At 51.6% G+C, this 26363-nt stretch carries 21 protein-coding genes and 1 pseudogene; 14 read left to right on the forward strand and 8 right to left on the reverse strand.

Annotation, left to right across the window (positions count from 1 at the left end; genetic code table 11):
* Nucleotides 1-161: 161 nt before the first annotated feature.
* From ACXUPB_RS06045 to ACXUPB_RS06065, 5 genes and pseudogenes are all read left to right on the forward strand, one after another.
* Entirely contained in the window at nt 162-1007 is an 846-nt protein-coding gene (locus ACXUPB_RS06045) for an ABC transporter ATP-binding protein (protein WP_082072613.1), read from the forward strand.
* The gene (locus tag ACXUPB_RS06050; RefSeq protein WP_035563081.1) at nt 1004-1840 is read left to right on the forward strand and encodes an ABC transporter permease; all 837 of its coding nucleotides are present in this window, start codon (nt 1004-1006) and stop codon (nt 1838-1840) included. The genes ACXUPB_RS06045 and ACXUPB_RS06050 overlap by 4 nt, the downstream gene beginning before the upstream one ends.
* Before the next feature lie 64 nt (nt 1841-1904).
* The gene (locus tag ACXUPB_RS06055) at nt 1905-2885 is read left to right on the forward strand and encodes an ABC transporter substrate-binding protein (protein WP_035563085.1); all 981 of its coding nucleotides are present in this window, start codon (nt 1905-1907) and stop codon (nt 2883-2885) included.
* A 117-nt stretch (nt 2886-3002) separates the two neighbouring features.
* Nucleotides 3003-4274, forward strand: a complete 1272-nt coding sequence (locus ACXUPB_RS06060; protein ID WP_035563088.1) for an amidase — start codon at nt 3003-3005, stop codon at nt 4272-4274.
* Between the two features lie 137 nt (nt 4275-4411).
* A pseudogene (locus ACXUPB_RS06065) lies at nt 4412-5366 on the forward strand (IS3 family transposase); the annotation flags it as partial.
* Between the two features lie 95 nt (nt 5367-5461).
* Here the strand turns inward: ACXUPB_RS06065 and ACXUPB_RS06070 are convergent.
* The 7 genes from ACXUPB_RS06070 to ACXUPB_RS06100 form a co-directional block, all read right to left on the reverse strand.
* Complete coding sequence (locus tag ACXUPB_RS06070; protein WP_082072611.1) at nt 5462-6352, reverse strand: nitrilase family protein; 891 nt, start codon at nt 6350-6352, stop codon at nt 5462-5464.
* A gap of 23 nt (nt 6353-6375) precedes the next feature.
* Nucleotides 6376-7776, reverse strand: a complete 1401-nt coding sequence (locus ACXUPB_RS06075) for an amidase (protein ID WP_045812152.1) — start codon at nt 7774-7776, stop codon at nt 6376-6378.
* A gap of 318 nt (nt 7777-8094) precedes the next feature.
* Entirely contained in the window at nt 8095-8769 is a 675-nt protein-coding gene (locus ACXUPB_RS06080) for a cysteine hydrolase family protein (RefSeq protein ID WP_035563093.1), read from the reverse strand.
* A 376-nt stretch (nt 8770-9145) separates the two neighbouring features.
* A complete protein-coding gene (locus ACXUPB_RS06085; RefSeq protein WP_045812151.1) occupies nt 9146-9880 on the reverse strand; it encodes an ABC transporter ATP-binding protein in 735 nt (244 codons plus the stop codon).
* On the reverse strand, nt 9877-11706 hold the full coding sequence (locus ACXUPB_RS06090; protein ID WP_082072610.1) for a branched-chain amino acid ABC transporter ATP-binding protein/permease: 1830 nt from the start codon (nt 11704-11706) through the stop codon (nt 9877-9879). Before ACXUPB_RS06090 ends, ACXUPB_RS06085 begins: the two co-directional genes overlap by 4 nt.
* Nucleotides 11699-12535: a branched-chain amino acid ABC transporter permease gene (locus tag ACXUPB_RS06095; protein ID WP_035563099.1), complete on the reverse strand. Its 837-nt coding sequence runs from the start codon at nt 12533-12535 to the stop codon at nt 11699-11701. Before ACXUPB_RS06095 ends, ACXUPB_RS06090 begins: the two co-directional genes overlap by 8 nt.
* Before the next feature lie 87 nt (nt 12536-12622).
* Nucleotides 12623-13783, reverse strand: a complete 1161-nt coding sequence (locus ACXUPB_RS06100; RefSeq protein WP_218927572.1) for a substrate-binding protein — start codon at nt 13781-13783, stop codon at nt 12623-12625.
* A 578-nt stretch (nt 13784-14361) separates the two neighbouring features.
* Here ACXUPB_RS06100 and tnpA point away from each other — a divergent pair.
* From tnpA to tnpC, 3 genes are read left to right on the forward strand one after another with little or no spacing between them, the layout of a single operon-like run.
* Entirely contained in the window at nt 14362-14679 is a 318-nt protein-coding gene (gene tnpA / locus ACXUPB_RS06105; protein ID WP_035565170.1) for an IS66 family insertion sequence element accessory protein TnpA, read from the forward strand.
* Nucleotides 14679-15047 (forward strand): IS66 family insertion sequence element accessory protein TnpB, encoded by a 369-nt coding sequence (gene tnpB, locus ACXUPB_RS06110; protein ID WP_035565167.1) that lies wholly within the window; start codon nt 14679-14681, stop codon nt 15045-15047. Before tnpA ends, tnpB begins: the two co-directional genes overlap by 1 nt.
* A gap of 45 nt (nt 15048-15092) precedes the next feature.
* The gene (tnpC, locus tag ACXUPB_RS06115) at nt 15093-16727 is read left to right on the forward strand and encodes an IS66 family transposase (RefSeq protein ID WP_035565164.1); all 1635 of its coding nucleotides are present in this window, start codon (nt 15093-15095) and stop codon (nt 16725-16727) included.
* A gap of 143 nt (nt 16728-16870) precedes the next feature.
* Here the strand turns inward: tnpC and ACXUPB_RS06120 are convergent, their stop codons facing one another.
* Complete coding sequence (locus tag ACXUPB_RS06120; RefSeq protein ID WP_035555970.1) at nt 16871-18811, reverse strand: exoribonuclease II; 1941 nt, start codon at nt 18809-18811, stop codon at nt 16871-16873.
* 173 nt (nt 18812-18984) lie between these two features.
* On the opposite strand from ACXUPB_RS06120, the gene ACXUPB_RS06125 reads away from it, so the two are divergent.
* The 6 genes from ACXUPB_RS06125 (at nt 18985) to ACXUPB_RS06150 (ending at nt 26253) form a co-directional block, all read left to right on the forward strand.
* Nucleotides 18985-19782, forward strand: a complete 798-nt coding sequence (locus ACXUPB_RS06125) for a Cof-type HAD-IIB family hydrolase (protein ID WP_035555967.1) — start codon at nt 18985-18987, stop codon at nt 19780-19782.
* Between the two features lie 319 nt (nt 19783-20101).
* The gene (locus tag ACXUPB_RS06130) at nt 20102-21853 is read left to right on the forward strand and encodes a KAP family P-loop NTPase fold protein (protein WP_082072609.1); all 1752 of its coding nucleotides are present in this window, start codon (nt 20102-20104) and stop codon (nt 21851-21853) included.
* Between the two features lie 28 nt (nt 21854-21881).
* Complete coding sequence (locus ACXUPB_RS06135) at nt 21882-22451, forward strand: hypothetical protein (protein ID WP_035555965.1); 570 nt, start codon at nt 21882-21884, stop codon at nt 22449-22451.
* 197 nt (nt 22452-22648) lie between these two features.
* Nucleotides 22649-23374 (forward strand): response regulator, encoded by a 726-nt coding sequence (locus ACXUPB_RS06140; RefSeq protein ID WP_035555963.1) that lies wholly within the window; start codon nt 22649-22651, stop codon nt 23372-23374.
* Nucleotides 23371-24882, forward strand: coding sequence for an ATP-binding protein (locus ACXUPB_RS06145; protein WP_035555961.1), 1512 nt, complete (start codon nt 23371-23373; stop codon nt 24880-24882). Before ACXUPB_RS06140 ends, ACXUPB_RS06145 begins: the two co-directional genes overlap by 4 nt.
* A gap of 111 nt (nt 24883-24993) precedes the next feature.
* The gene (locus ACXUPB_RS06150; RefSeq protein ID WP_472955876.1) at nt 24994-26253 is read left to right on the forward strand and encodes an ABC transporter substrate-binding protein; all 1260 of its coding nucleotides are present in this window, start codon (nt 24994-24996) and stop codon (nt 26251-26253) included.
* Nucleotides 26254-26363: the final 110 nt, after the last annotated feature.

Consider the following 26363-nt stretch of genomic DNA (forward strand, 5'->3'; position numbering starts at 1 on the left):
ACAATTAATAGTGAAGGTGGTTTCACAACGCTGTTAACAAGATAACTAAAAAATAGCGCTGCTCGTTTTTCTGGAATCATATTGATTTTTTATAATTAAATCGATTTTTGGCACATTAAATGCAGTTGCTAGGGGACCCAGGCAGCCCAAAGGCTCTAACGATGAACTCGTCAATCGCCGTCCCCATCTCTCCAAACGCTAAGCTGAATGACCAAGAAATGCTCCGTCAGAGTGTGATTTCTCTGAGCGGTGTTAAAAAGGCCTTCACAAGCCCCAGCGGTGAATCAATTCCTGTTATCGAAGATATCACTTTAGACATCAAGCAAGAGGAGTTCATCAGCATCGTAGGGCCAAGCGGCTGTGGTAAGAGCACGATGTTCAATATTATCGCCAGTTTGCTCGAACCCAGCGATGGCAGTATTACCTTACGTGGTCGAGATCCAGCATGCGGTGCGCGTATTGGATATATGTTGCAGCGTGATTTGCTCTTTCCATGGCGCACCATTATCGACAACGTGTGCTTGGGGTTGGAAATTCAAGGTGTAGCCAAAGCCAAGCGTTATGCAATGGCCCGCGAACAGTTGGCTCGTTATGGTCTTGCTGATTTCGCTGATCAATACCCCAGTACGCTGTCAGGTGGTATGCGTCAGCGGGTGGCACTGATTCGTACGTTAATCACTGATCCAGACCTTATTCTGCTTGATGAACCATTCTCAGCGCTCGACTACCAGACACGTTTGGTGCTTGAAGAAGAGATCGTCTCAATTCTTAAAGAGCACCATAAAACGGTGGTGTTGATTACCCACGATATTGGCGAAGCTATTGCTATGTCAGATCGAGTGGCGGTAATGACACAACGTCCTACGTCAGTAAAGAAAATCTATGATGTAGGCCTATCCCGCGAGCTCGGTTCCTGTTTAAAAGCGCGAAGTGATACCCGTTATCAGCGCTACTTTGACAGCATTTGGGATGATTTAGATATCCAAATTTCGGGGGCCGAGCAATGAGCGAAGCACAGTTCTATACCCATACCATTCGTGCCGGGAGTATTAAAGAGAACGATGAGCAGCGCACACGAAGTAGCTTTATCACTGACAATTTATGGCGTGTGACTGGCATAGGGTTAGTGGTGGTCCTATGGCAGATAGGCGTTATGACTGACTGGATTAATCCCTTTTTGATGGGGTCCCCTGTTGGTATCGCGGGCGAAGCTTGGCGGCTGATTCAGTCTGGCCAGTTACTAAATGACACCATTGCGACGGTTTATGCCACCGTGGTGGGGTTTCTGCTAGGCAGTATTCTCGGTTCTATCAGTGGGTTGCTGCTGTGGTTCTCGCGGACTACCGCTCGTATTATTGACCCCTTCATGGTGGCACTTAACGGCCTACCCAAGATTGCTCTGGCGCCGATGATTATCATCTGGTTTGGCTCCGGCATGCTGTCCAAAATTGCTCTTGCCTTTGTGGCCACCTTTGTTGTCGCTCTGCTCTCTGCCTATCAAGGGACGCATCAAATAGATCGCAATCTTATTAACTTGATGCGCTCGATGGGTGCCAGTCGCCGTGAAGTGTTTACCAAAGTAGTTGCGCCAGCGTCGTTGCCTTGGATCATCTCTGCTTTCCGCTTAAATATTGGATTTGCCTTGATTGCTGAAATTGGCGGTGAGTTTATCTCTTCCGATCGGGGGTTGGGCCGCATGATTTTTGTCGCCGGCAACCTGTTTAATCTTAACGTCGTTTGGGTGGGCGTAATCACACTAATGATTGTGGCCATCGTGCTGTACGTCATCGTATCTCAGGTTGAGAAGCGCTTATTGCCATGGGAACAAGGCCAACGATAGATGCAGCGAAGTAGGTAGTGCATCACCACTGTTCGTCAATCGATAACCTCAAGAGGCAGACAAGATGAAATTTTCTTCCGTCTATAAGCATGCTGTTTTCGGTACTGGGCTACTCGCACTAAGCGCAGCGGCTCCGCTCCACGCCGATGATATGGACACTATTTTAATTAATGAAGCCTTCCATTCGCTGCTCTATTTACCAGTCTATGTCGCTAAACATGAAGGCATTTTCAATAATCATAATATTGATGTGCCAGTGGTGCGCTCAGCGGGATCGGGACCTGCTGCGTTAGCATCAGTATTAGCGGGAGAATCACAGTTTTCAGTTCATGGTCCTGAGCACGTTGGTTTTGCTCAGGAGCAGGGGGGCAGCGGAAAAGCCATCAGTGCCGTAGCCAACAGTGCGCCTGTATGGGTTTTGGCTCATCCAGATCTCGACTACGACTCTCCTGCGGATTTGGCAGGCAAAGAGGTGGTCGTTGGGTTGGCGCCTGGTACCTCGAATACACTGATACGCAGATTGATCGCCGATGCAGGTCTTGAAGGGGAAGTGGATGTCACCGAAGTACAGAATGGCTCTGAGTTGGGCCCTGTGCTCTCAGGGCGCGGTGATATTGCGGTTGCTTATCAGCCACAGGTTGAGCAAGGCATATCTCAAGGTTTGGAGATTATTCATGCTTTTACCGATGACTATCCTGAGTATGCCTTTTCAACTATTAACACTTCTCAAGAGATGATTGATGAAAACCCTGATTTAGTAAAACGATTTGTGATGTCGATTAATGATTCACTGGCGTTGATTCACTCTGATGCCGACATTGCAAAAGCAGTCGCGCGGCTTGAATTTGGTGACTTGCAAGGAGAGGTGGTGGATGCGGCCGTCCAGCGTATGATTGAAAATAGTGTCTACCCTGAAAGCGTAATGATTACTGAAGATGCTTTTACCAACGCGATTGAAATGCAGCAGTTCGTAGGCAATATTAAAGGCGAGATGTACTACGAGGATATTGTGGACGCCTCATTTGCCAATGAAGTAGTCCAATAGTTTTATTATTTATAAAAAGGATAGGGGCAATCAAGTAGTGCTAGCGTAGTGCCACTTGATTTGTTTACAGGTGTGAATTGTTAGTCATAGTCTTTGATAGTTTTACAGGAGAGTGTTGTGACCCTTGATCCCCATTTGACCATCGAGAACTATCAAACTGCTTTAAAAGAGGGCAGTGCCGAGCCTTATGACTGGTGGCATTACTGCGCGGCCTGTATAGAAAAACGCGAGCCCGAGGTACAAGCCTGGGAGGCGCTGGCACCACGCTTGCCAGCGTTGCCTTCAGAGGTAGATGTTGGCAGCGTGCCACTATATGGAGTGCCGGTAGGTATTAAGGACATTATCGACACCACGGATATGCCCATTACCTGGGGCACTCGCGGTTATCTTAGCTCTCCTGGTGCACAACTAAATGCCGCGCTGGTCACGCTGTTGGAGGAAAACGGGGCATTGATCATGGGTAAAACGGTGTCCACGGAGTTCGCCTATTTTACGCCGGGCAAGACCCATAATCCCCATGACCCGACGCGCACCCCCGGAGGTTCTTCAAGCGGTTCGGCTGCGGCCGTGGCGGCTGGGATGGTGCCGCTGGCGTTTGGTACACAAACGGCGGGTAGCATGATTCGGCCAGCGAGTTATTGTGGCGTGTTTGGCTTTAAACCCACCTTTGGCACGCTTAGCTGTGACGGTGTTAAACCCTTTGCAGCCTCATTAGACACGTTAGGCTGGTTTGCCCGCCATATCGACGATGTCTGTACGACATTCTCGGCGCTGACCAAGGCGCCCCCCATCCCCGCGCTGGATAACCTCAAAGGCGTTCGCGTCGGTATACGTAGCTTGCCGGTGGATGAACCACTGGCACCGGATGTTAAGCAAGCCCTGGCAAATGCCCAAGAACGCTTTGAAAACGCGGGGGCTGAGATAGTGCCATTAAGCCTGGATGCGCGCTATGAAGCGCTAGTGGAGCACCAAAAAGTAGTCATGGCTTATGAGGCATCTCAAGCACTGGCGAGTGAATATCACCACTACGCTGCGCAGATGGGTATCAAGCTGGTTGAGCTAATCGAGGAGGGTAGGGCGACAAGCTTTGAACGCTATATTGAAGCCAAGCGCGCCACCAGTCAGATGCAGCAGACGCTCTCGCAGGTATTTAGCGAGCAGGTAGATATCATCCTCGCCGCTAGTGCTCAAGGCGAAGCGCCGAAAGGCCTCGATGCAACTGGCGACCCGATTTACTGTCGGGCATGGACACTGTTGGGAGTGCCGTGCCTCAATTTACCGTCGAGCCAAGGTAGTGCCGGCATGCCGGTCGGTGTCCAGATAATCGCCGACCGCTGGCAGGATAAGAAGCTTTTACAGGTCGCACGTACGTTGATGAAGATGAGCTAATCCTCACCCGCACAATCGAAACAACAACGGCGCCCTAGGGCGCCGTCAAGACTGCTGAAAAAGCACTGGCTTTTACAAGCGCTTTACTTTTATTGGCACGAGCTAAAAGATCCTTCCCCCACCACTTTGAGCTTGATATGAACCGTCCCCGTTACACTGAAGAATTCAAATTCGAAGCCGTTAAACAGGGGGAATAGCGCGGCCATCGCATTGCAGCAGTCTCTGAGCGTTTAGGCGTGACAGGCCACAGCTTGTAACACTGGATCAAACGCTACAATAAGCCGGTAGAGCAGCAGCAAGAAGATGACGATCTCCAGCGGAAAATCGTCTTTTGAAGGCTGAGCTAGTACGCATATCAGAAGAGCGAGATATATTAAAAAAGGCTACCGTCGGAATGCCGCCCAGAACTTCGCCAGGGAATCCGACTGAGGTACGCGTTTATTCAAAAGCATGCGAGCCAATATCCGGAACGTCGCTTGTGTCAGATGATGGCTGTGCATCCCAGCGGTTACTACTCATGGTGTAAAAAGCGATTTCTAATCGAGCTCGGGAAGATAAGCGCCTGCAGGGATTGATCAAGCATTCCTGGCTTGAGAGCGGTGGTGTATACAGGGCTATCGCAAGATCCATCAAGATTTGCGTGAGGCTGGTGAAACCTGTGACAAACACCGTGTGGCCCGTCTAATGAGTAGGGAAGGCCTACGTTCTCATACAGGCTATCAACGACGCCCTGGCTGCTATGGTGGTTTAAAACCGGCTGTTGTATCACCCAACCATTTAGATCGTCAGTTTATAGTAACAGTGCCAAATGTTGCTTGCGTGACGGACATTACGTACCTCCGAACCTACGAAGGCTGGCTTTACTTAGCGGTAGTTATCGATCTGTTTTCTCGTCAAGTGGTTGGCTGGTCGATGAAGTCTCGTATGACCACGGAGTTGGTGCTTGATACTTTGTTATCAGCAGTCTGGCGACGCAAACCACAAGGATCTGTGATGGTACATTCGGATCAAGGAAGCCAATTCAGCAGCGGATATTGGCAAAGTTTTCTGAAAGCCAATCACTGGGTGGGCAGCATGAGTCGTTCAGCCAACAAAGTAGCCCTGGAATGCAAAATGCAAATTCAATAGCTATAAATCTGAACGCCATTTACAGTGATTATTCGCGATGACTATTTGTTACAGTGAAACTAATGCCAGCCAACAGGGTGCTGACTTCCCAGCATCCTGCCATAAAAATCGTCTCTACGGTCCCTGAGGGGTTGGTTGTATTCGTTCCAGTTTCGCTTTCGCCGGGCGTCAGCAAGGTTCAGATCGGCATATATTATTTCCTCTTTGTCCGGGCTGGCTGGGCCGCCAATTGGCCAACCCGTATAGCTGACAATCAGGCTTTGGCCAATGAATGGTTGCCCGCGCTCGGTACCGACTCTATCCGCTGCAGCGATGAAAACAGAGTTGCTATGTGCTGATGCCATACACAGAATGTTCGCCATGGCTTCCCGGTCTGGATCCTGGCCGGGAATCGGTACCCAGTTGGTAGGAATGCATATGATGTCTGCACCCTGGAGGGCCGCGATCCGAGAACTTTCAGGGAACCAGAGGTCGTAGCAAATGCAGCTGGCGAGGCGTCCCAAGGGGGTATGCCAAACGGGGAAACCTAGATTGCCAGGTTCAAAAAATAGATTCTCTTCATTCCAAAGATGCATCTTGCGGAAGGTGCCTACATGGCCATTTGGGCCGAAGCACACAGAGGCATTGTAAAGTCTGTCTCCATCTCGTTCTGCCATGCCTGCGATAATCCAGCAGTTATGCTCTTTACATAATTTCATCCAGGCGACTGACGCAGGGCCAGTACCGACTACTTCTGCGCATGAAAAGGCTTCCTCTCTCGATTTGAATACATACCCTGAATTGGCTAATTCAGGCAGTACAATAAGTCTGGCTCCCTGATTAACTACGGCCTCCTCAATAAGTGCGATACTTTTATTTATGTTGCCTGAGATATCCCCTACATGAGGCTCCATCTGTATGCAGGCAACTCTTACCAAGGATTCCTGTCTGTTATTTCGACCGTTGCTCATTTATTTTTCCCGTTTGGCTAAATTTAATTGAACCCAACTGGCTTATCTTCAGCATGTGGGTGCTCTGCCTCAAAAGCAGCGGCAAATGTAAGCACTTTTCGTTCGGACAGGGGAGGGCCTGCAATCTGTAGCCCTATTGGTAGACCCTTTCCGTCAAACCCCGAAGGCACACTAATTGCCGGCATGCCGGTTAGGTTGAAGGGGTAGGTAAAGCGCCATGAAGCGGCGAGGACACTTTCTAGGGAACCTTCAATATCTAATTCCCATTGGCCTGAGTTCCATGCGGTGATTGGGCTAGTTGGAGAGATTACCAAATCCACCGTATTGAAGATTCTTGCGAAATCCTTACATAGCTCAGAGCGTAGCTGTTCCGCATGTAGGTAATCCACAGCGGAAACCAGTCTACCCATTTCTACTAGATCTCGTACGTCACTTTGGAAGCCGCTTGTCAAGCCACTCTGTAACGCCTGTTCATGATAAGCTGAGGATGACGCTAATTCGATGGCGAAAATTGCTCCCAAGCCATAGTCTAGATTAGGGACATCGAATTCCTGAATCTCCACCCCCTTGTGTTTTAGCCACTCTTGTACCGTGGCAAAGTTGTCTGCCACGTCAGCGGAGATGCGCTCCGAGAAATGATTGCGGATCACTCCTATGCGAAAGCCTTTTATTGTGGGGTTAGCTGACGGTTGATATCTGATCTCTGGAGCACTCAATGAGGCAGGGTCATCGGCATCACTTCCCACCAACGCTTCGAGAATCAGGGCTGCATCGGTTACCGTTCGGGTTAGAGGTCCGGCATGGTCTAATGACCAGCTATGCGGAACAATCCCCGTTCGACCAACTAATCCGAAGGTAGGCTTGAGCCCCACAGTGCCGCATAGAGTGGCAGGAATGCGCACTGAACCACCGGTGTCGCTGCCCATGGCCGCGCTACAGAGCCCAGCTGCTACGGCTGCGGCAGAGCCGCCACTGGAACCTCCGGGAACGCACTGAGTATTCCAAGGGTTTCGGGTTGGTGGAGTGATATTACCCCATGCGAACTCGTGCATCCGAGTCTTACCCAGGATGATGGCCCCAGCTTTGCGCAGCTTAGCCACCACATGGCTGTCTGTCTCAGGAAAAGATATCTCAGCGACGTCAGTGCCTGCCCGTGTGGGCATATTATGAGTCAGGTAGTTATCTTTGACTGAAATACAGGCGCCTGCCAAGGGGCCGAGCTTTTCCCCCCTGGCGAGCGCTTTGTCGATTGCCGCGGCTTCTTCCAGTGCGGAGTTGCTAAGAGTTACATGGGTTGCTAACTGACTGTCATAAGCTTCAAGACGCTCGGTGTAGGCAAGGACAAGATCACGTGCGGAGAGGTCGCCGCTGGCTATTGCCGCCACTTGTTGGTGCAACGGCCAGTAGCTAGGAGAGTTACTCATTGTTTTTATCCTCTGCGCTATAGGCGGCTAGTGGGCTAAAATGGACAGCTGGGTAGGTTGAATTGAGATTAAGCGTGCGCAGTTTTTCAATCTCGTTCAGGATTGGTCGGTAAGCGTTTATAACATGCTCTAAGCGCTCGTCGTCTAGTTGAATTCCGGCAAGAGTACGTACAGTGTCCATAAGCAAGCTTCCATAGTGGCGTTTGAAAGTTGGGATCCGCATCATCTCGGCGAATAATTTTCGAACTATAAGTAATGCATCACTTGTATCAATTTATGTTTTCGCAAAGTCAGTTGTAGGAAAGAGAAAACATAAGTTCATCGGTTAATCTGATATATGTGATCAACCACCTTTTTAGTTGATTCAACACAGCAGTAAATGCCTTCTAGTATCTCCACAGATGCTTGATGCAACGACTCGTGGAAAGCTGCACAGGCATCCGTAACCAGTACCACGTCATATCCACGGTCGGCTGCATCTCTGACAGCAGTATCAACACACTGGTTGGTTAGTACACCAGTTATAATTAAGTTATCTATTTTGAGATTTCTTAATTTCTGGTCTATATTTGAACCATTAAAGACCCCTGAGCAGGTCTTCTTGAAAACCATTTCATCATGCATCGGTCTTAATTCTTCAATCACTTCACCCTCTTTAGAGTTGGGGCTAGCATGAAGGTTTGCTTTTTTATGTTCTTTGCTTCTGTCACGCCCGTCCTTTGTCATAGATTCAATGGTACAATAAATTACTTCCAGGCCATTTTCGCGACATGCTTTCAGTAAGAGTTGTATGTTTTTAATGGCTACCTTGAGGCGGTCTTCATAATATTTTGTGTCAATTCCATGCTGTTTTGCAATTTGGATAAGCCCATATTCAGGGTGAGCGTCTAAATACTGCATATCAACAATTAAAATTGCAGAGTTGTTGTTATGCAGTTGAGCCATCTTTAGGGGTGAAAGTATTTGTTTTAGTGGGTCGGCTACGAGGCTCATGCGTCCAGTCCTTGATGTAAATAATGTTATTATTAAAGAGTAATATGCGCATATAAGTTTCGCTAAATTATATGCCGAGATTTCAGATAGCTGCCTATGAAAACTTTAAGATGTTTAATTACTCTCGGTGAACACTAGAACATCGCATTAGGTATTGATACCTTTCGCTCCGCCTTTTCTTGGCAGCCTAAAAGCTGAAGTAGACGAACAGGGATGTAGTCAATAGCGCCAATATCCCTAGCTTTTTGAATTACACGTAGGGGTAGTGGGTCTTCGTTAATTGATTCGTTACGGCCTAGGAGGCCGTCGTCCGGCAGGAGATGGGAAAAGATGCGTAGAGTATTCATTAACGAGTCTCCTTTCGATGTGGGGGTGATCAGACGCGCATCATCTCGGTCAGTGCTAGCTCGTTGTCAGCCCCATCATCTAGCTGCATTTCTTGCACGATGCGGCCAATCTCCAGTAACGCCACCGAATGAGCAACGCGAGTGACCAATCGTACATTCTGCTCCACTAAAAGAACGCTAGTATTTTCTTTCGCCGCCACCTGTCCGAGAACCTGCGTGATATTCTCCACCATAGTGGGTTGCAGCCCCTCGCTGATCTCGTCTACCAGCATCAGCTTGGGATCGCTCATGAGTGCCCGGGCCATCAGCAACATCTTTTGCTCGCCACCACTTAAGGTGCCTGCAAATTGCTTGCGTCGTTGGGGGATAATAGGGAAATAGGCAGCAACCTTTTCCATACCGCTTGGCAGCAAGCGATCACTCGGCAGGCCAAGGCGGAGATTTTCCTCTACGGTCAGATCCTGGAAAATGGCGGCTTCCTGAGGAATGTAGGCGATGCCACGCCTTGCGAGCACTTGAGGCTCTAAGCCGCCTATGGGCTGATCAGCATAATAGATTTCCCCATTTATGGGTTTAAGAAAGCCCATAATGGTCTTTAGCAAGGTGCTTTTGCCCATGCCATTCTTGCCTAGAATGCCGAAGACTTGGCCCTCGGTGATTTGAATGTTGATATTGTCGATGACAGTCGCATCATCGTAGCCGCTACTCAGTTGACGGCACTCCAGGACAGTAGCTTTATCGGATTTCTTCGTATTTTCGCTCATTCGACATGCCCCGAATAAATCTCTTGTACTAGGTCAGAGTTGACTACCTCCTGAACCTCGCCATCTAAGACCAGTTCCCCGCGGTGAAGCACTACTAGCCGCGAGCAGACCTGTTTGACGAAATCAAAATCGTGTTCAATTAGCACGATAGCGAGACCGAGTCTAGTCTGTAAATCCGTAAGAATGTTGCCAATCATGAGGCGGTCTGCTTTTGTCAGTCCGGCCGTAGGCTCATCAAGCAGCAGTACGTTTGGCTCTAAAGAAAGTACCATCGTCAGCTCTAAGGCACGCTTCATGCCGTGAGGGAGGTTGTTTACTTTTCCGTCCAGCTGTGAAGTCAATCCAGTGCTCTCTAAAACCTCCATCGCAGCGGTGGGTAGCCCGATGCGGTCTGCCGTATCAGTTTTTGATGGCTGCCAATGTCGGTAGCGAGCAAGACGCAAACACTCGGACACGCTAAGACTTTCAAATAAGCTAGTATTTTGGAAGCTTCGCCCAAGCCCCAGTGTCGTAATGGCTGCGGGTGATTTTTGGCCAATATCCTTGCCGTTGACCTTGATGACTCCACTGCTGCGCTCCAGCCCATCGCTGATACAGCGCATTAGTGTTGTCTTACCTGCGCCATTGGGGCCTACAATACCCACAAGCTCTCCCGGCATTACGGCAATATCGATGCCCTGCAATACCTTCAAGTGTCCGTAGCGCTTGGTAACACTGCTCAAATCAAGTGCGGGCTGGCTCATGTTGGCTGGAAAGGTCTTAATGTCACTCTCAGCAAGCGGGTAGAATGTGATTGCTCCCTTACCTTTAGCAGCTTTAGCCAAACGAGATGGTAGCTTTTTCGACAGTGTCCGCCAGATTGGAGGAAGCAGCCCTTCTGGCATAATTACGATAACTACAACGAATATGGTCCCGATGATGATGGTCCATACAAACGGTAGAATGCTACTGATATAGGCACTAGCCCACTCCAGCCCAATAGTGCCTATGACGGGCCCCAGGACCGTGCCGCGTCCACCTAGGGCGACGTAGATCACCAATTCGGTACCAAAGACGAAGCCGGCATGTTCTGGCGCAACAATAGTGCCCACACAGGCATAAATGAAACCTGCCATTGAAGCCAGCGCAGCCATGGCCATCATCAGAGTGATCTTTATGTGACTTGTTGGGATGCCTAGGTAACGGTTGCGTGTTTCGTTATCACGTATTGCATTTAGCATGCGGCCGTAATCACTGCGGATGAAAACCCAGGCGCAAGCCGTCAGCAAAACCATCAGGGTACCGGTAAACCAGAACCAGCCACTCATGGATAATGATGGCGCATCAAAACCTACTAGCCCGCTACTGGAGCCGGTGAAAGAGCCTCCAGAATAGATTAACTGCACCACGACTATCGGCAATACAAGTGTGACTACCGCCACATAAAGTGAGGTTGCACCTTGCCAGAAGGCTAGCCAGCCTACAAAGGCAGCAACCAGCATAGATACGGTAATTGCCGCCAACAAGGCAAACAATACTGTCCCTGCTGTGTAGCCGACATGGGTAAACATGAGTCCGGCTGCATAGGCGCCGATGCCGAAAAACGCGCCTTGAGCGAAAGTCAGGATCCCGGTTGTGCCCCATAGCAGATCTACGGTTAAGGCAGTCACTGCTAGCAGGAAAGCTCTTACCAGGACACTCTGAGTATAGGGATCCAGAACAAACGGGCCGATGAGAACGACTATCAAGGCCAGGGCCGTCAATATACACACTGCTCTGAAGCGAACATGAAGTGGCAGAACAAGATAACCGTGGTCGGCTTCAACGCCGCCGATAAACCTAGTCATATGCAAACCCCTTGGGACGAAGCCTTAACAGGAGGGCGGCCAGGACGGCGATTGTCAAACCACCTATGATTGGGTTGATGTAGGTACTTGCCAGCACTTGGGCGCCCCCAAGCACTAGGCAGGCAATAGCCAAGGCAAGGAATGAATTGCCGGATACCAGAACCAGCATAAAGGCGCTAACTAGCCATGGCAGCCCCATGTTGGGGTCTACGCTGGACAATGGCGTTATAAAAGCACCCGCTAGACAGGCCAGGCCAGCCCCAAATGAAAAAGTGATCAGGCGTACACGCGAGCTATTGATTCCCAGACCACGCGCCAAGGGTTCATTCATGATGACAGCGCGGGTTTGCAAACCAATGCGAGTACCCTTCAGAAGCAGCCACATGGCTGCAGCTACCAGCACTGCGAAGATAATCAAGAGTAGTCGGTATTGCGAATAAAAAGCGCCTAGCAGCTCCACGGCCCCAGACACTGGTCTATCGGCAAACTGCACCTCGCGACCGAAGGCGATGATGATCAACTGTCCTAGAACGATACCAAGTCCCCAAGTCGCCAAGATGGCATCTAAGGGGCGATGGTAAAGAAAACGCAGTATAGCGCGCTCTATGAATGCGCCGAGTAGGCAACCGACCACAAAGGCCAACGGCATGCTAAACCAAGGGTCCCAGTCGAATCGAGTCACCACCAATGATGAATAACCGCCAATGGTGAGGAATACACCATGTGCGAAATTAATGACTTTCATCACACCAAAGATAATGAGTAAACCAGAAGATATAATGAAGAGGATCGCTGCGGTGGTAATGATATCAAGAAACAGATAATTCACTTTTTTTGTTCCTTGCTGGCGACCACCACACAGTCACCCAAACCTCGGGGTTAGCTGGTTGTGACGGTCGCGTGGGCTAAAGCGTGATTAGCTGGTCGGGCACTGCTCGCCGGGATCTACGCCCTCGAATATTTCTACCACTTCTACACTACCGTCACCTTGGACCCGGCCGAGATGCATAGTGAGTGGCGCATGGCGTTGAGCGTTCATCTGCACGGTCCCACGAGGACCGTCATATGAGACTTCCGCCAGTGCTTCGATAACCGCGTCAGCATCCGTGGTGCCAGCCATTTCTACAGCGGCTTTGTAGAGATAAATGGCATCGTACTGTGGTACAGAAAGGTCGTTTGGGGTGCGAAGATCGCTCCCGAAGTGAGTTTCTATACGCTCAAGGAAGTCTCTATTAGCCGCGCTATCAATGGCCGTAAGATAAGAGGCTGAAATATAGATTCCCTCAGCGTCCTCGCCCATACTCTGTGCGGTTAACTCATCTACGCTCAGATTGCCCACCAATGCTTGCATACCTGCCGCCTTGTACTGGCGCTGCAAGGTAACATTTGGTGCTCCTCCGGCGGTGGACATGATGACTGCATCGGGATTATTACGACGCATCTGACTGATGATGGATGTCCAGTCGGTTGCGTCCATAGGTTGATACTCCTCAGCGACAACTTCTCCTCCACGCTCTTCAATATAACTGCGCGTAAACTCAAGCATGCCTCGCCCAAAAGCGTAGTCACTGCCTACTAGGAAGAAGCGTTCTGAACCTTCTTCATCCATGAAATAGTCCACGATAGGACCTACCATCTGCTCTGGTACAGCACCGTTGGCATACAGGTAAGGGCTGCAGGAACGACCTTCGTATAGCGAGGTATATATGTAAGGCACTTGATGTCGTTCGACGATGGGAATGCCAGCATTCCGAGCGGCACTGGTTTCCATAGTGATTATAGCGTCAGCATTTCGGTTACTGATCAGGTCGTCAAAAGCGCGTTGAGCACCGGAAGCACCACTGCCATCATCTGCAATTTCCAAAACTACTTGGCGTCCTAAAATACCACCGCTGTCATTTATCTCCGCTACCGCCAGTTCAGAGGACTGAACCACTGCGGGTGCTACGGTGCTGTTTGCTCCACTTAGACCCGTCGGGACGCCGATTATTATTGGTTCGGAAGCCGTAGCCGATGATGTGATCGCCGATAGGCAGGCTGCACCTGCCATCGCGGCAACTTTTTTAGAAATATTCATGCATGTTTCTCCAACTTTTTTGTTTAAGAACGTGGTGAAGGCATCAATAGTCTATTGATCAAAAAGGTAGCAATTTCCGGAATACTGTTAATATTCTGCAAAAGTCAGTCCATTTTTTAAAAAAAATATTTAAAACAGTTATTTGAGTTTGATTGTTTGCATTAGAAAAGAATATTGTATTCATATTGAGATTTTATTTGCTCCATATTGAGGCAAAATTCATCATTAGCCATCCGAGTTTTCTCTAATAGAGGTATTACGACAAAATAATTATTTCCTGCAGACTTCGCTGATTGAGTAGGGAGGGATGATGAGTATTAATTTATTTTTAGAAGCTAAGCGTGCTACCCAATAGATGTGCCAGGCGCTCTCAGATTTTCAGGCCTACCCTCTCCCCGTTATTGGTTGGCCGTTTGTAAATTTGCTGTTAAGCCAACGTGGCGTATGAAAGCCATTAAGAAAAATTAGTCGTAGGATGAGAAGCGTGTTTTAGTTGTAAGCGCCCATAAATCGGCACCTACAGCCACGCCCTGAAATTGCCCACACTGATTTCCTCATAAACACCAGGAGGAATCAGCATGACACACGCCGAACGCAAACGTCTCTGGCAGCAGCATATCGAGGACTGGCAGGCGTCGGGTTTGTCCGGCATGGCCTACTGCCAGCAGCAATCACTGACTTATTGCCGCTTTGTTTACTGGCGCAAAAAGCTGGCCGAACCGGAGACAGCGGTTCCGGAGCAACCCGTGTCGTCGCCTGGGTTTGCCAAGGTATCGGCAGTGCCTGGTCCGGAGTCGTCAGAAGGATTAACGGTGTCATTGCCCGGCGGCGTCTCGATCACCGGCCTGCACGCTGGCAATGTGGAGTTGCTCGGTGCCGTGCTGAGGCAACTGTAATGCGCCACCGCTATCTGCGCCCCTCCTGGGACCTGCCGGAGATATACCTGTATCGACAGCCTGTCGATTTCCGCAAGCAGGCCAATGGGCTGGCGCTGATTGTCGAGCAGGAGCTGGGGCACAGCCCGTTCTCCGGCGCGCTTTATGCGTTCACCAACCGGCAGCGCAACAAGATTAAGTGTCTGATGTGGGAAGACAACGGCTTTGTGCTTTACTACAAGTCTCTGGCCGAGGAAAAATTTAAATGGCCGGGCCCGTCGGATGAGCTGATGCCGCTGAACGGCGAGCAGATCAACTGGTTGCTGGACGGCTACGACATCACCCTGCTGCAGGGCCATAAAACCCTGCATTATGAGAGCGTTGGGTAGCACTTTTTAAGTGTGTCAGGGCGTTGTTTTTGCTATCATTTCGCCATGAAAACAATGCCTGATAACACGCCCAAAACACCCGATTTCAGCGGTCTCTCGCCCGCTGAAATGGCGGCGGTTATCAACGATTTGCAGGAACAACTGGCCGCGAAAGAAGCGGCTCTGCAGAGTCAGTTGCAGCAGCATGATGAGGCCCTCCGGCGTCGCGACAATTACATCGCCATTCTCGAAGAGCTGCTGCGTCACAAGAAGATCCAGCAGTTCGCCGCAAGCAGTGAAAAACAGCCCAACCAGATCGTGTTGTTCGATGAAGCCGAGCTGGAAGTGGCGATTGACGAACTACGCGACGAACTCCCTGACGATGTGGAAGAAGCCGATGCGCCGCCTCGCTCCCGCAAGCGCCGCCAACGCGGCTTCTCCGACACGCTTTTGCGTGAGCGTATTGAGCTGACCCTCAGCGACGACGAGAAAGCCGGCGCCAGCAAGACCTTCTTCACCAAAGTGAAAGAAGAGCTGGAGTATATCCCGGCCCAACTGAAAGTCCTGGAGTACTGGCAGGAAAAGGCGGTGTTCGAACAAGACGGCCAAGAGCATGTCATTGCGGCCGCCCGGTCCAAGCACCCACTGGGCAAGTGCATTGCCACACCGTCACTACTGGCTTACCTGATCACCTCCAAGTACGCCGATGGCCTGCCACTGTACCGGCAGGAGCAGATGTTCAAGCGCCTGGGTCATGACCTGAGCCGCACCAGCATGGCCCACTGGATCATCCGCCTGAACGACGTGTTCAAACCGCTGATGACCCTGATACGTGAAACCCAGAACGGCAGTGACTACCTGCAGGCCGATGAAACCCGGATCCAGGTGCTCAAGGAGGATGGCAAAAAAGCCCAATCGGACAAGTGGATGTGGGTGACCCGGGGTGGTCCACCGGGAAAACCCTCGGTGCTGTTCGAGTATGATCCATCACGAGGTGGCAAGGTGCCGGTGCGCCTGCTGGATGACTTCCAGGGCATCCTGCAAGCCGATGGCTATTCCGGCTATGGACAAGTCTGCCGTGAAAACGGCCTGACCCGCATCGGTTGTTGGGACCATGCCCGACGCAAGTTCGTGGAAGCCTCCCGGGCCGCGCCAGCCAAGGGCAAAAAAGGCCAGCCATCGAAAGCCGATGTGGCCCTCAGCCACATCCGCAAACTGTACGCCGTCGAGAAAGCCGCGAACGAACTGAGCGACGCCGAGCGCTATCGCGTGCGCCAGGAAAAAAGCCTGCCGCTGCTGAATGCCTTCAAGGCCTGGCTGGATAAAAACACCAGCAAAGTACTGAAGGGCTCGCTCACCCGCAAGGCGATGGATTACACCCTGAACCAGTGGGATACCCTGGTGGGCTACTGTGAACGTGGCGACCTGAAAATCAGCAACGCGGGTGCCGAGAATGCCATCCGCCCGTTCGCTCTGGGAAGAAAAGCCTGGCTGTTCGCCGATACCTCGCAGGGCGCGAAAGCCAGCGCCACCTGTTACTCGCTGATCGAAACGGCCAAGGCCAACGGACTGGAGCCGTCGGCTTACATCCATCATGTGCTGACGCACATCGCCGATGCAGTTACCCTCGAACAACTCGAAACGCTCTTACCCTGGAATGCAGAGCTGCCAGCTTTAAAAAATGTGGCTCAATACGGTTAGGGCAAGTGGGTCGGTTTAATGGCGCTTACTTTTAGTTCGCCCGCAACATGAGTAAGGCTGAGTAGATAACTTATGCCCGCACAAAAACAACAACGGCGCCCAAAGGGCGCCGTTGTTAACGATTACTAATGGTTTAGTGAGGACTAAACTGCTGGCTTTGCTACCAGCGAGCGGGTCTCTTCGCGGGCTTCGGTCAAGATGACGCGAAGCGGGTCGCCTAGCTTGTAACGCTCTTCGCCTTCTATCTGGATACGTCCCTCTTTATCATCAATCACCACTTTGCTGCGGTCACTGTGCATTAAAGGGGCTGGAACAAAGGCGGTCGCGCCATTTTCCAGCAGACGAACGCGCATACCGCCACGGTTGATGGCCATGATTTCGGCCTCAAACGTATCCTGGTTCTGCGCGGCGGGTGTTAGGTAGCGCACGTAGAGCCAATCTTTCACATCGCGCTCGGCCATACGATTCAGGCGGCGACGCTCCGTCAACTGCTCGGTGAGCTGCTGGGTAGCTTCGGCGGGCGCCTGTTCGCCTTTCAGCACGCGTTTGATCAGGCGGTGGTTGACCATATCGCCATACTTACGGATTGGCGAGGTCCAGGTGGCGTAGGCGGCCAGACCCAAACCAAAGTGCGGGCCAGGCTGTGCGGACATCATGGTGAAGCCCTGGAAGCGGCGTAGGCGCGCATCCAGCCAAGCGTCGTCGCGGCTTTCCAGTGCACGCTTCAGCTCGGTGTAGCGGGCAAGCTCAGTCAGCGCTTCGCGTTCGACCACAATCTCCTGGCCTGCCAGGAATTCCTGGGCAGCTTCGGCTTTCTCTGGCTCGAAGGCGCGATGCACGTTAAAGATACCGTGACCGATATGCTGGGCCAGGAAATCCGCGCAGCAGGCGTTAGCCACAATCATCGACTCTTCGATCATGCGGTTGGCAATGCGGCGCTCTTCGGTGCGCACGGCCAATACGTTGCCAGCGGGATCGAGATCAAACACGTAGTCAGGGCGGTCTTTAAACACCAACGCGTGTTCGTTGCGCCAGGCGGTACGTGCCTCGGTCAAATCACGCAGCGCGGTGAGCTGCTCGGCAATCTCATCTGTGGGCGCCCAGTCGCCTTGACCTTCGATCCAGTCGGAGACGTTGTCATAAACAAGCTTGGCGTGAGACTTAACGTTCGCCGCAAAAAAACGATACTCGCCCAGGCTGCCGTCGGCATTGATATTCAGCGTACAGGCCAGCGCGGGGCGATCCTTGCCTTCCCATAGCGAGCAGAGATCATCCGCTAGCTGCTCGGGCAGCATGGTGACGTTCTGACCGGGCAGGTAAACGGTGAAAGCACGGGTGCGGGCTTCTAAATCAGCCGCATGGCCCTCTTCCACATAAGCGGTGGGGTCGGCAATCGCGACACTCAACTGCCAGCCGCCTTCAGCGCGAGGTGTGATGTGCAGCGCATCGTCCATATCGCGGGTCTTCTCGCCATCGATGGTGAAGAAGGGCGTGGCGGTTAAATCTTCGCGAGCCAGGCCTTCATCCATCAGCGGCCAGTCGGTGCCTGCATCGGGGCACTCTTGCTCCAGCGCATGGCGGGCAAGCGTGACGCGCCATGGTACCGCCGGATCATCACTTTTAGCGACCAGCTCATCAATCTGGGCAAAGAAAGCGCGGTCATCGGCTTTTAGCGGATGACGCACCAAGCGGGCAACGACCCAGTCGCCGTCAGCAATGGTGTCTTCATCAAGGCTGTTCTTAATCCGTGCCTTGATCACATTTTTAATCGACGGATGGTCGGGTACGACGGACAGGCGGCCTTCGCGCTTCTGCACGCGGGAAACAAACCGATCCAGCCCCGCTTCAATCAGCTTTTCAGGCTCAACGGATTTTTTGTCACCGTTCTCGTGGATAACCGCTTCCACACGATCACCATGAAGCACTAACTTCATGGCGGGCGGCGGCACGAAATAGGATTCACCGTCGTCAGTTTCGAGAAATCCGAAACCTTTGTCGGTGGCTTTGATCACCCCTTCAGCACGGGGGGTGGTTTGACGAATCTGTTGCTTGAGCTGGGCAAGCATGGCGTTATTCTGAAGCATGAGCTCAATCAGTTGGCGAGAGTTAGGGTGCCACTATACGGATTCCCGCTTGCCACGCCAATTGCCGCCATGCGAAGTCGGCCCTAATGTTAGCGTTGGTAACGGCACGTCAAAGGCTTACATGCGTCCAAAAGAATCGGTTAAGCTAAACGCCCATGGATATGGAGCGCGTTATGACACCCCGCCTGATTGTTTCTGACCTGGATGGCACTCTTTTAGGAAGCGACCATACCCTGCACGAAAGCACGGTTGAAGTGCTGCGGGTGCTGGCGAAGCAAGGCCACCATGTCGCGCTTGCCTCGGGGCGCCACTATCACGATATGAAGGTATTTCGCGATCAGTTGGATATACCAGCGCACTTGATCAGTACCAACGGCGCCTATGTGCACGACCCGAAAGGCACCTTGCTGGCCGCTACTCATGTTGACCCTGAGCATGCAAAAACGTTGATAAATCTCCCGCGTCCGCCTCAGGTGCGCTTGAACCTCTACCGTGAAAGCGGCTGGCATATTGATGCCGAAGCCCCACATCTATTATCTCTTCACGCCTCTACCGGGTTTAGTTATGACGTCGTGCCGCCTGATCAGATGGACATTAACGGCGTGGGTAAAGTGCTTTATCTAGGCGACCCGGAGGCGCTGAAACAGCTGGAAGAGCAGGCTCATAAGGCCCATGGCGCTGCGCTGCATATCACCTACTCGACGATTGACTCCCTGGAGATCATGGCCGGTGGGGTCAACAAAGGTGTGGCGCTGTCATCACTGCTTGAACGGCTGGGCTTAACGCCCGCAGATTGCCTAGCATTTGGCGACAATCTTAACGATACCGAAATGCTCGTTTTAGCCGGGGAAGCCCAGGTAATGGCCAACGCCCACCTTGATCTATTCGACCGTATAAAAGGCGCCGAGCGTATCGGTCATCACGGTGAAGCGGCTGTTGCCGAATGGTTGAAAAAACGGTTTGGACTGTAACGCTTACCTCAACCAGCCTAGTAGACAGCTGTTCGCGTTAGGTAGGGCGCTCCACTTCACCTTTATCTAGCTACTATAAAAGATAATAACTTAGTGGACGCTTTTCACGATGACAATCACGCTTGCTACCATTGTCGCCGATGATGGGTTGGACGATCTTGAGCTACTGGCGATTTACCCAGGTCAGCAACTAACTCACATACCTTTATCAATAAGGTAGCCCCAAGTACTGAAGTTGTTCTATGAGCCTCGGTAAATTATAGATAGCTCCGATAACAAGCGATATAGATTGTTTGAGCGAACTTGACTGGATGACAAAATGACAACGCAATTGGACTCTGATCGAGCACTGGAGAACGAAACAAAGGACAAATTTGGTTTTGCTGGTATGGCAGAGAGGCTGGCTCCTTCACTCGTTGAGGCATCGAAAGGTGATGGCATAGTCATTGGATTGGAGGGGAAGTGGGGTTCAGGTAAGACTTCGCTTCTAAATTTTCTTCGGCATGAGCTTGTTGCCGCTCAAGATGAGGAAATTTATACCATCACAATTGCCCCTTGGTTAAATGGAGATACATCATCATTAGTAGCTTCATTGTTGGAGCCGATGAGTGGGATATTAAATAAGAAAGAATATGAGATAGCTCAAGCTCATAGCGGGCAGGCCAGAGAAACAAGGGAAAGGATGGCTGAAGTCAGTCAATTGCTCCGTAACTACGGCCCAAAGACAGCGCGAAGAGCCGCATCAATTGCAAATGTTGTAGGGTACCTTGTCCCAGGAGCTCAGCTTGTTGGCGGTGCGCTTGAAGCAGGTGCAAACGCGGCAGAACAGGTGTTGCCGACAGAAAAGACACCTTCAGAACTAAAGCAAGAAATAGGGCAAAAAATCCGAGATTTGGATATTGGGTTTGTTGTCATCCTAGATGATCTTGATCGTCTTGAACCGGCACAAGCAGTTGAGGTAGTGCGCTTAGTTCGTTCTGTCGCTGATTTTCCAAGAGTTGCTTATTTAATGTGCTATGACCGGGAAGTATTGGCACAAGCACTTAAAACCGGCCTGAAAATAGATGATGGTGATCTTTTCTTACAAAAAATTGTGCAACTCACATTCAGTATACCACTTCCAGAGCCATTTGATCTTCGAACACAATTCTTAGAGGAAGCGCAATTAATCTATGAAGAAGTGATGGGTAACAAGATCGCAGGTGAGTTACTTGTTGACTTGAAAACTGCTGTTGACCGGCAAGGAAGCAAGCTATCTACTCCACGTGAAGTAAAGCTCGCTCTGAACGGTATTCGTTTTGTGTTTCCTCAGATTAAAGACGATGTATATTTTCCTGATTTCTGTCGCCTACATTTGATCAAAACTACACATTATAAATTGTATCAATGGTTGGAGTCATACCTGTCTGTACGTTCAGTTTTAGTGACCGGTGATGCAACTGTTGCAAGTGATGAAAGAGCTGAAATGGGTAAAGTTCTAAAAAAACTTTTACCGTCAGAGGGCGTTGGTTCAGCTCAGTCAATTTGGAGCTTGCAACGATTTGTTCCCGGTGTGTCTAACCAAAAAAAGCCTGAAGAGAGTGTTTTTAATCGAGCTGGCACCATGTCGGTTTCAAAGACCATAAGCTTAAAAAGGCTAGGTAGCCCGCTACATTATAGGTTTTATTTCGCTCTCACTGGCCCAAAGACTGTCATGTCTGATAATGATTTCAATAGCCTTTTAGAGTTGGCAAGATCTGATGTTGAAAAACTGGTATCACGCCTTTCTGAAGAAGTTGAAAAACGGCGGGGCTCTGGTAAAACTTGGTTTGAGCATGTGTTAGATAGACTGGATGATGGGTGCATATCAAATCTTGATGAGAAGCAGTTGGAGGGGTTCCTTCTAGCATTTGCCGATATGATGGACACTGCAATTTCTGTTGGGAATAATCAAGATTTCTTCTTTGTTACAGTAGATCAGGCCGCTGATTCTGCTGCACAGTGTTGTCTTAGGTTTTGTACGAAAAGTCGGCGAGCGAAGACTAGACAAGGCAAAATTAACGAGAAAGCGGAGTTTACGAGGTGTAAATGAGCATTTCGAGGCGATTTTTAACGCCGTATTGTCGAGCGCAGGCAGTTTTCGTACAAAGCCTAGTCGGTTACAAGTCTTAAACCCTGATAAGCAAGCTGAAACTGTTCGAAAAATCGCAAGTGACGGAAAAGCCATAAACTGGTTAGTTGGCTATTTTTTTCGAAACCAGCTTTTTCGCCACGGTAAGGTAGGCGATAAGGCTGAGCATCCAGATCAATGGGAAATTTCGGAAAAGGTGCTTGATCAAGCAATCGAAATTCTGAGAGAGCGCGTTCGTCAGCCAGATATTAAAGAGATCATACCAAGCTTGCCTGATGTTTCAGCCTATCTATATGGCTGGATTAACATATCTGAAAATGATGATGCCGTCGCGTGGGTACAAAAATACTGCGAAAGTGACGAAGGATTTCTCAAAATTTTGGATCACCTTAGAGGCTGGGCGATGAGTGATAGGGTTTATTATCCTCTGTCAGCCGAATCCGTTTCACGATTTCTTGACTGGAACGAAACCACTATGCGTTTGAAACAGTTGAAAGATGGTGAATTCAGTGAAAAAGTTGCTGAGCTGGAAATGGCAATTAAGCAGTCCCGACACTAATTTCTAACTTATACGTTCAATTGATGTTACTGCGAAGCCTGCATTGCCGCATGGTTAAAAACGCGGTTTGATATCCTGAATTCATTTTAAATTGCGACACTAATGCAACCTTGGTCGTAGCGGTATTGCTACTGCCTAGCCCCTCGACCATCATCAAGGCCCAATAAAGACAACAATGTAGGGCTGAACCCGCTGCGATGACGACAACCCCTGCTACTTTGATTGTGGTCGACGATGACCCGGAAATTTGTGAACTGCTCGCTGACTACCTGGGGCGGCACGGTTACCGGGTATTGACGGCGGATGGTGCCCAAGCGCTGCATTCGCTGCGCGCTGAACATACCCCCGACTTGCTGATAGTCGATTTAATGCTCCCCGGTGATGACGGCTTTACCATCTGCCGCGACGTCCGAAAGCACAGCGATGTGCCGATTATCATGTTGACCGCCAGTGCCGATGAGACCGACCGTATTCTAGGCCTTGAACTGGGTGCGGATGACTACTTGGGCAAGCCGTTTAATCCCCGCGAACTGCTGGCGCGCATCAAAGCGGTGCTCCGCCGTACCCGCAGTGCTCCGCCAGCGTTGCCCGCCGGGCAGGCGCGCTGGGTCACTTTCGGCAATTGGCAGCTCGACCGTATGACTCGCGAGCTGATTGACCTGGAGGGCGAGCGCGCCGCGCTGTCTGGGGCTGATTTTCAGCTATTGCAGGTGTTTTTAGAGCATCCGGCGAAGGTGCTCACTCGGGATGATCTCTACGCGCTTACCCGTGGGCGGGACGCGCCGCCGCTTGATCGCTCCATTGATGTCCACGTTTGCCGCCTGCGCCAACGGCTGGGGGAAGATGCTCAGCACTCGCAGTTAATTCGAACGGTGCGCGGGGCAGGCTATGTGTTAACCGCTCAGGTCGATGCATTAACGTGAAACAAGTGGGCTGGGCCGAGACCAGGCGGCGTTTATCCAGACGAGTAGCCCGCTGGCTGCCGGCGTCGCTGCGCGGGCGCTTCGTGATCATCATGATCGCCGGAGTGCTGGTCGCCCAAGGGGCCAGTTACGCGATCTGGACTTCTCAGGTGCGCTCCAGCCACTTGGCTCAGTTGGATGAGCTGTCCACCAATATGGCGTTTAGCATCGCCTCCACCATGAAGTTTTTCCGCTCACTGCCCGTTGACTACCGCCACATCGTGCTGGATCAGCTGCGTAATATGGGCGGCACGCGCTTTTTTGTCAGCGTCAACGAACGCAGGCTCACTATCGACGATATCGGCTCGGGGCCGGAAAAAGAGGTGGTGGTAAACAACGTGCGTTCGGTGCTCACCCAGCAGCTCAATATTAACGATGTGATTGTCGAGTTCTCCCGCCCGGAAAACCTGCGGGTGCTTAATAACGAAGTGCTGCTTTACGACCTGCCGCCCCGCTGGGGGCAGCACAGCCTGCTGATGGAGCCACTCTCCCCACCGATTTTAGTGGTTCAACTGGAGCTTGCCCCGGACACCTGGCTGTATGTCGCCACGCTGCTAGGCGTACCGGATATTTTCAGCGGCTATCGCTGGCTTTCTGAGGAGCGTTTGCTGGTCGGGTTACTGGTGCTGCTGAGTGTGCTGGCGCTTTCGCTATTGGGCATAACCAGCGTGACCCGGCCATTGGCGCGGCTTTCACGGGCAGCGAATCAGTTGGGCGATGATTTGGATATGCCGCCGCTAAAAGAGAGCGGCCCCAAAGAGGTCGCTGCCACTGCGGCGGCGTTCAACCGTATGCAGCGGCGCATCCGCGAGCAGATTGAGGAGCGCGAGCGGCTGTTTTCGGCGATTTCCCATGATTTAAAGACCCCCTTAACCCGCATGCGCCTGCGCGCTGAAATGCTCGAAGACGACTATCAGCGCGAGCGTTTTTGCGCCTCACTGGATGAGCTGGATAGTTTGGTTAAAGGCGCCTTGGCCTCAGTGAAAGGCTTGGATCTGCACGAAGAGCCCGCGCCCGTTGATCTAACGAACATGGTCGAAGAGCTGGCCGAGGAGCTTAGCCTTCAAGGCGGTAAGGTCACTATCGAGACTAAAAGCGGTAACCCTATTCCACCGCTGATTGCCAAACCGCTGGCGCTTAAGCGCTGCCTGGCAAACCTGCTTGAGAACGCGGTGTTCTATGGAAAGCAGGCCGATGTGCAGCTAATCGATCACGGCAATGTTGTCACCATGCGTATTCGTGACCACGGCCCAGGTATACCCGAAGAGCAGCTGGGGCGGGTGTTTTCGCCCTTTGTGCGCTTAGAACCCTCACGCAGTCGACATACTGGTGGTAGTGGCCTCGGGTTGGGCATTGCCCGGCATATTGCCCGTGCCCATGGCGGCGATATCACGCTCGCCAACCATGCTGATGGTGGGCTGGTGGTGACTCTCTCGCTACCCCGCCAGGAAACTATTACAGGTTTGTAATAAAACCCCAACACTATGCAGTACTCGGTAACTCCCGTTGACGCACACCTTGGCGTAACCTCTTGGATGTCGCACGTCCGAGAGGACAATAACAATATAAGGAGTGACTCCATGTCGACGTTTAAGAAGACAACCCTCGTGCTTGCTCTGGCAGGAGCCTCGCTCGCCAGTACCGCCCAGGCCAATGAAGTCGAAGTGCTGCACTGGTGGACGTCCGGTGGTGAAGCTCGCGCTGCCAACGTGCTTAAAGAGTTAATGGAAGCTGAAGGCTACGGCTGGCAGGACTTTGCCGTGGCCGGTGGCGGCGGTGAAACCGCCATGACGGTGCTTAAATCTCGTGCCATGTCGGGCAACCCACCCTCTGCCGCCCAAATCAAAGGCCCCGAAATTCAGGAGTGGGGTGAGCTTGGTTTGCTCGGTGACCTGAACGGCGTTGCCGAGGCGGAAGGCTGGGATGAGCTGCTGCCGGAAGTCGTGGCCGATATCATGCGCCATGATGGTCAATACGTGGCGGTACCCGTCAACGTACACCGGGTAAACTGGTTGTGGGCCAACCCCGAAGTGCTCGAAGCGGCAGGGGTAGAGATGCCTACCACGCTAGATGAGCTATTCGAGGCAGGCGAGGCGATCCGCGAAGCGGGCTTCGTACCGTTGGCTCACGGCGGTCAAGCTTGGCAGGACGCGACCGTATTTGAAAGCGTGCTGCTGGGTGGCCAGGGCAGCGAGTTTTACCAGCAGGCATTGGTAGATTTGGATCCTGAAGCCCTGGGTGGCGAACAGATGATCGATGCCCTTGAAGACTTCAAGCGTACGCGTGAACTGATGGATGAGGGCATGCCAGGACGCGACTGGAACATTGCCACGGCCATGGTGATCGATGGAGTGGCCGGCTTTCAGCTGATGGGCGATTGGGCGAAAGGCGAATTCACCGCGGCAGGGCTGACCGCCGGGGAAGATTACCTGTGTGCAGCAGCGCCGGGCACCGAAGATGCGTTCACCTTCAACATCGATAGCCTGGCCATGTTCCGGGTCACCGACGACGAAGAGCGCGAAGCGCAGCAAGCGTTAGCCCGACTAGTGCTTGAGCCTACCTTCCAAGAGGCGTTTAACCTTGCCAAGGGCTCAATTCCTGCGCGGCCTGATCTGGACATGAGCGAATTCGATAGCTGTGCCCAGCAGTCGTTGGCTGATTTCCAGCGCACCGCCGAAGAGGGTGGCTTAGTGCCCAGTATGGCTCACGGTATGGCCGTACGCGCGGATATTCAGGGCGCCATTTTTGACGTGGTGACTAACTACTTCAACGACGCCGATATGCCCGCTGAAGAAGCGGCAGAACGTATGGTGAGCGCCGCCGAAGCGGCCTCTTTCTAGGCTTTTCTAGCGTTAGCGTTCTCCAGGCGCCGCCGCAACGGCGGCGCCTATTTTGCTTAGCAAAGACACTATGTTGCTTAGCAAGGACACTATGTTGCTTGGCAAGGATA

This window comes from Vreelandella sp. DA03-1M (assembly GCF_055725665.1).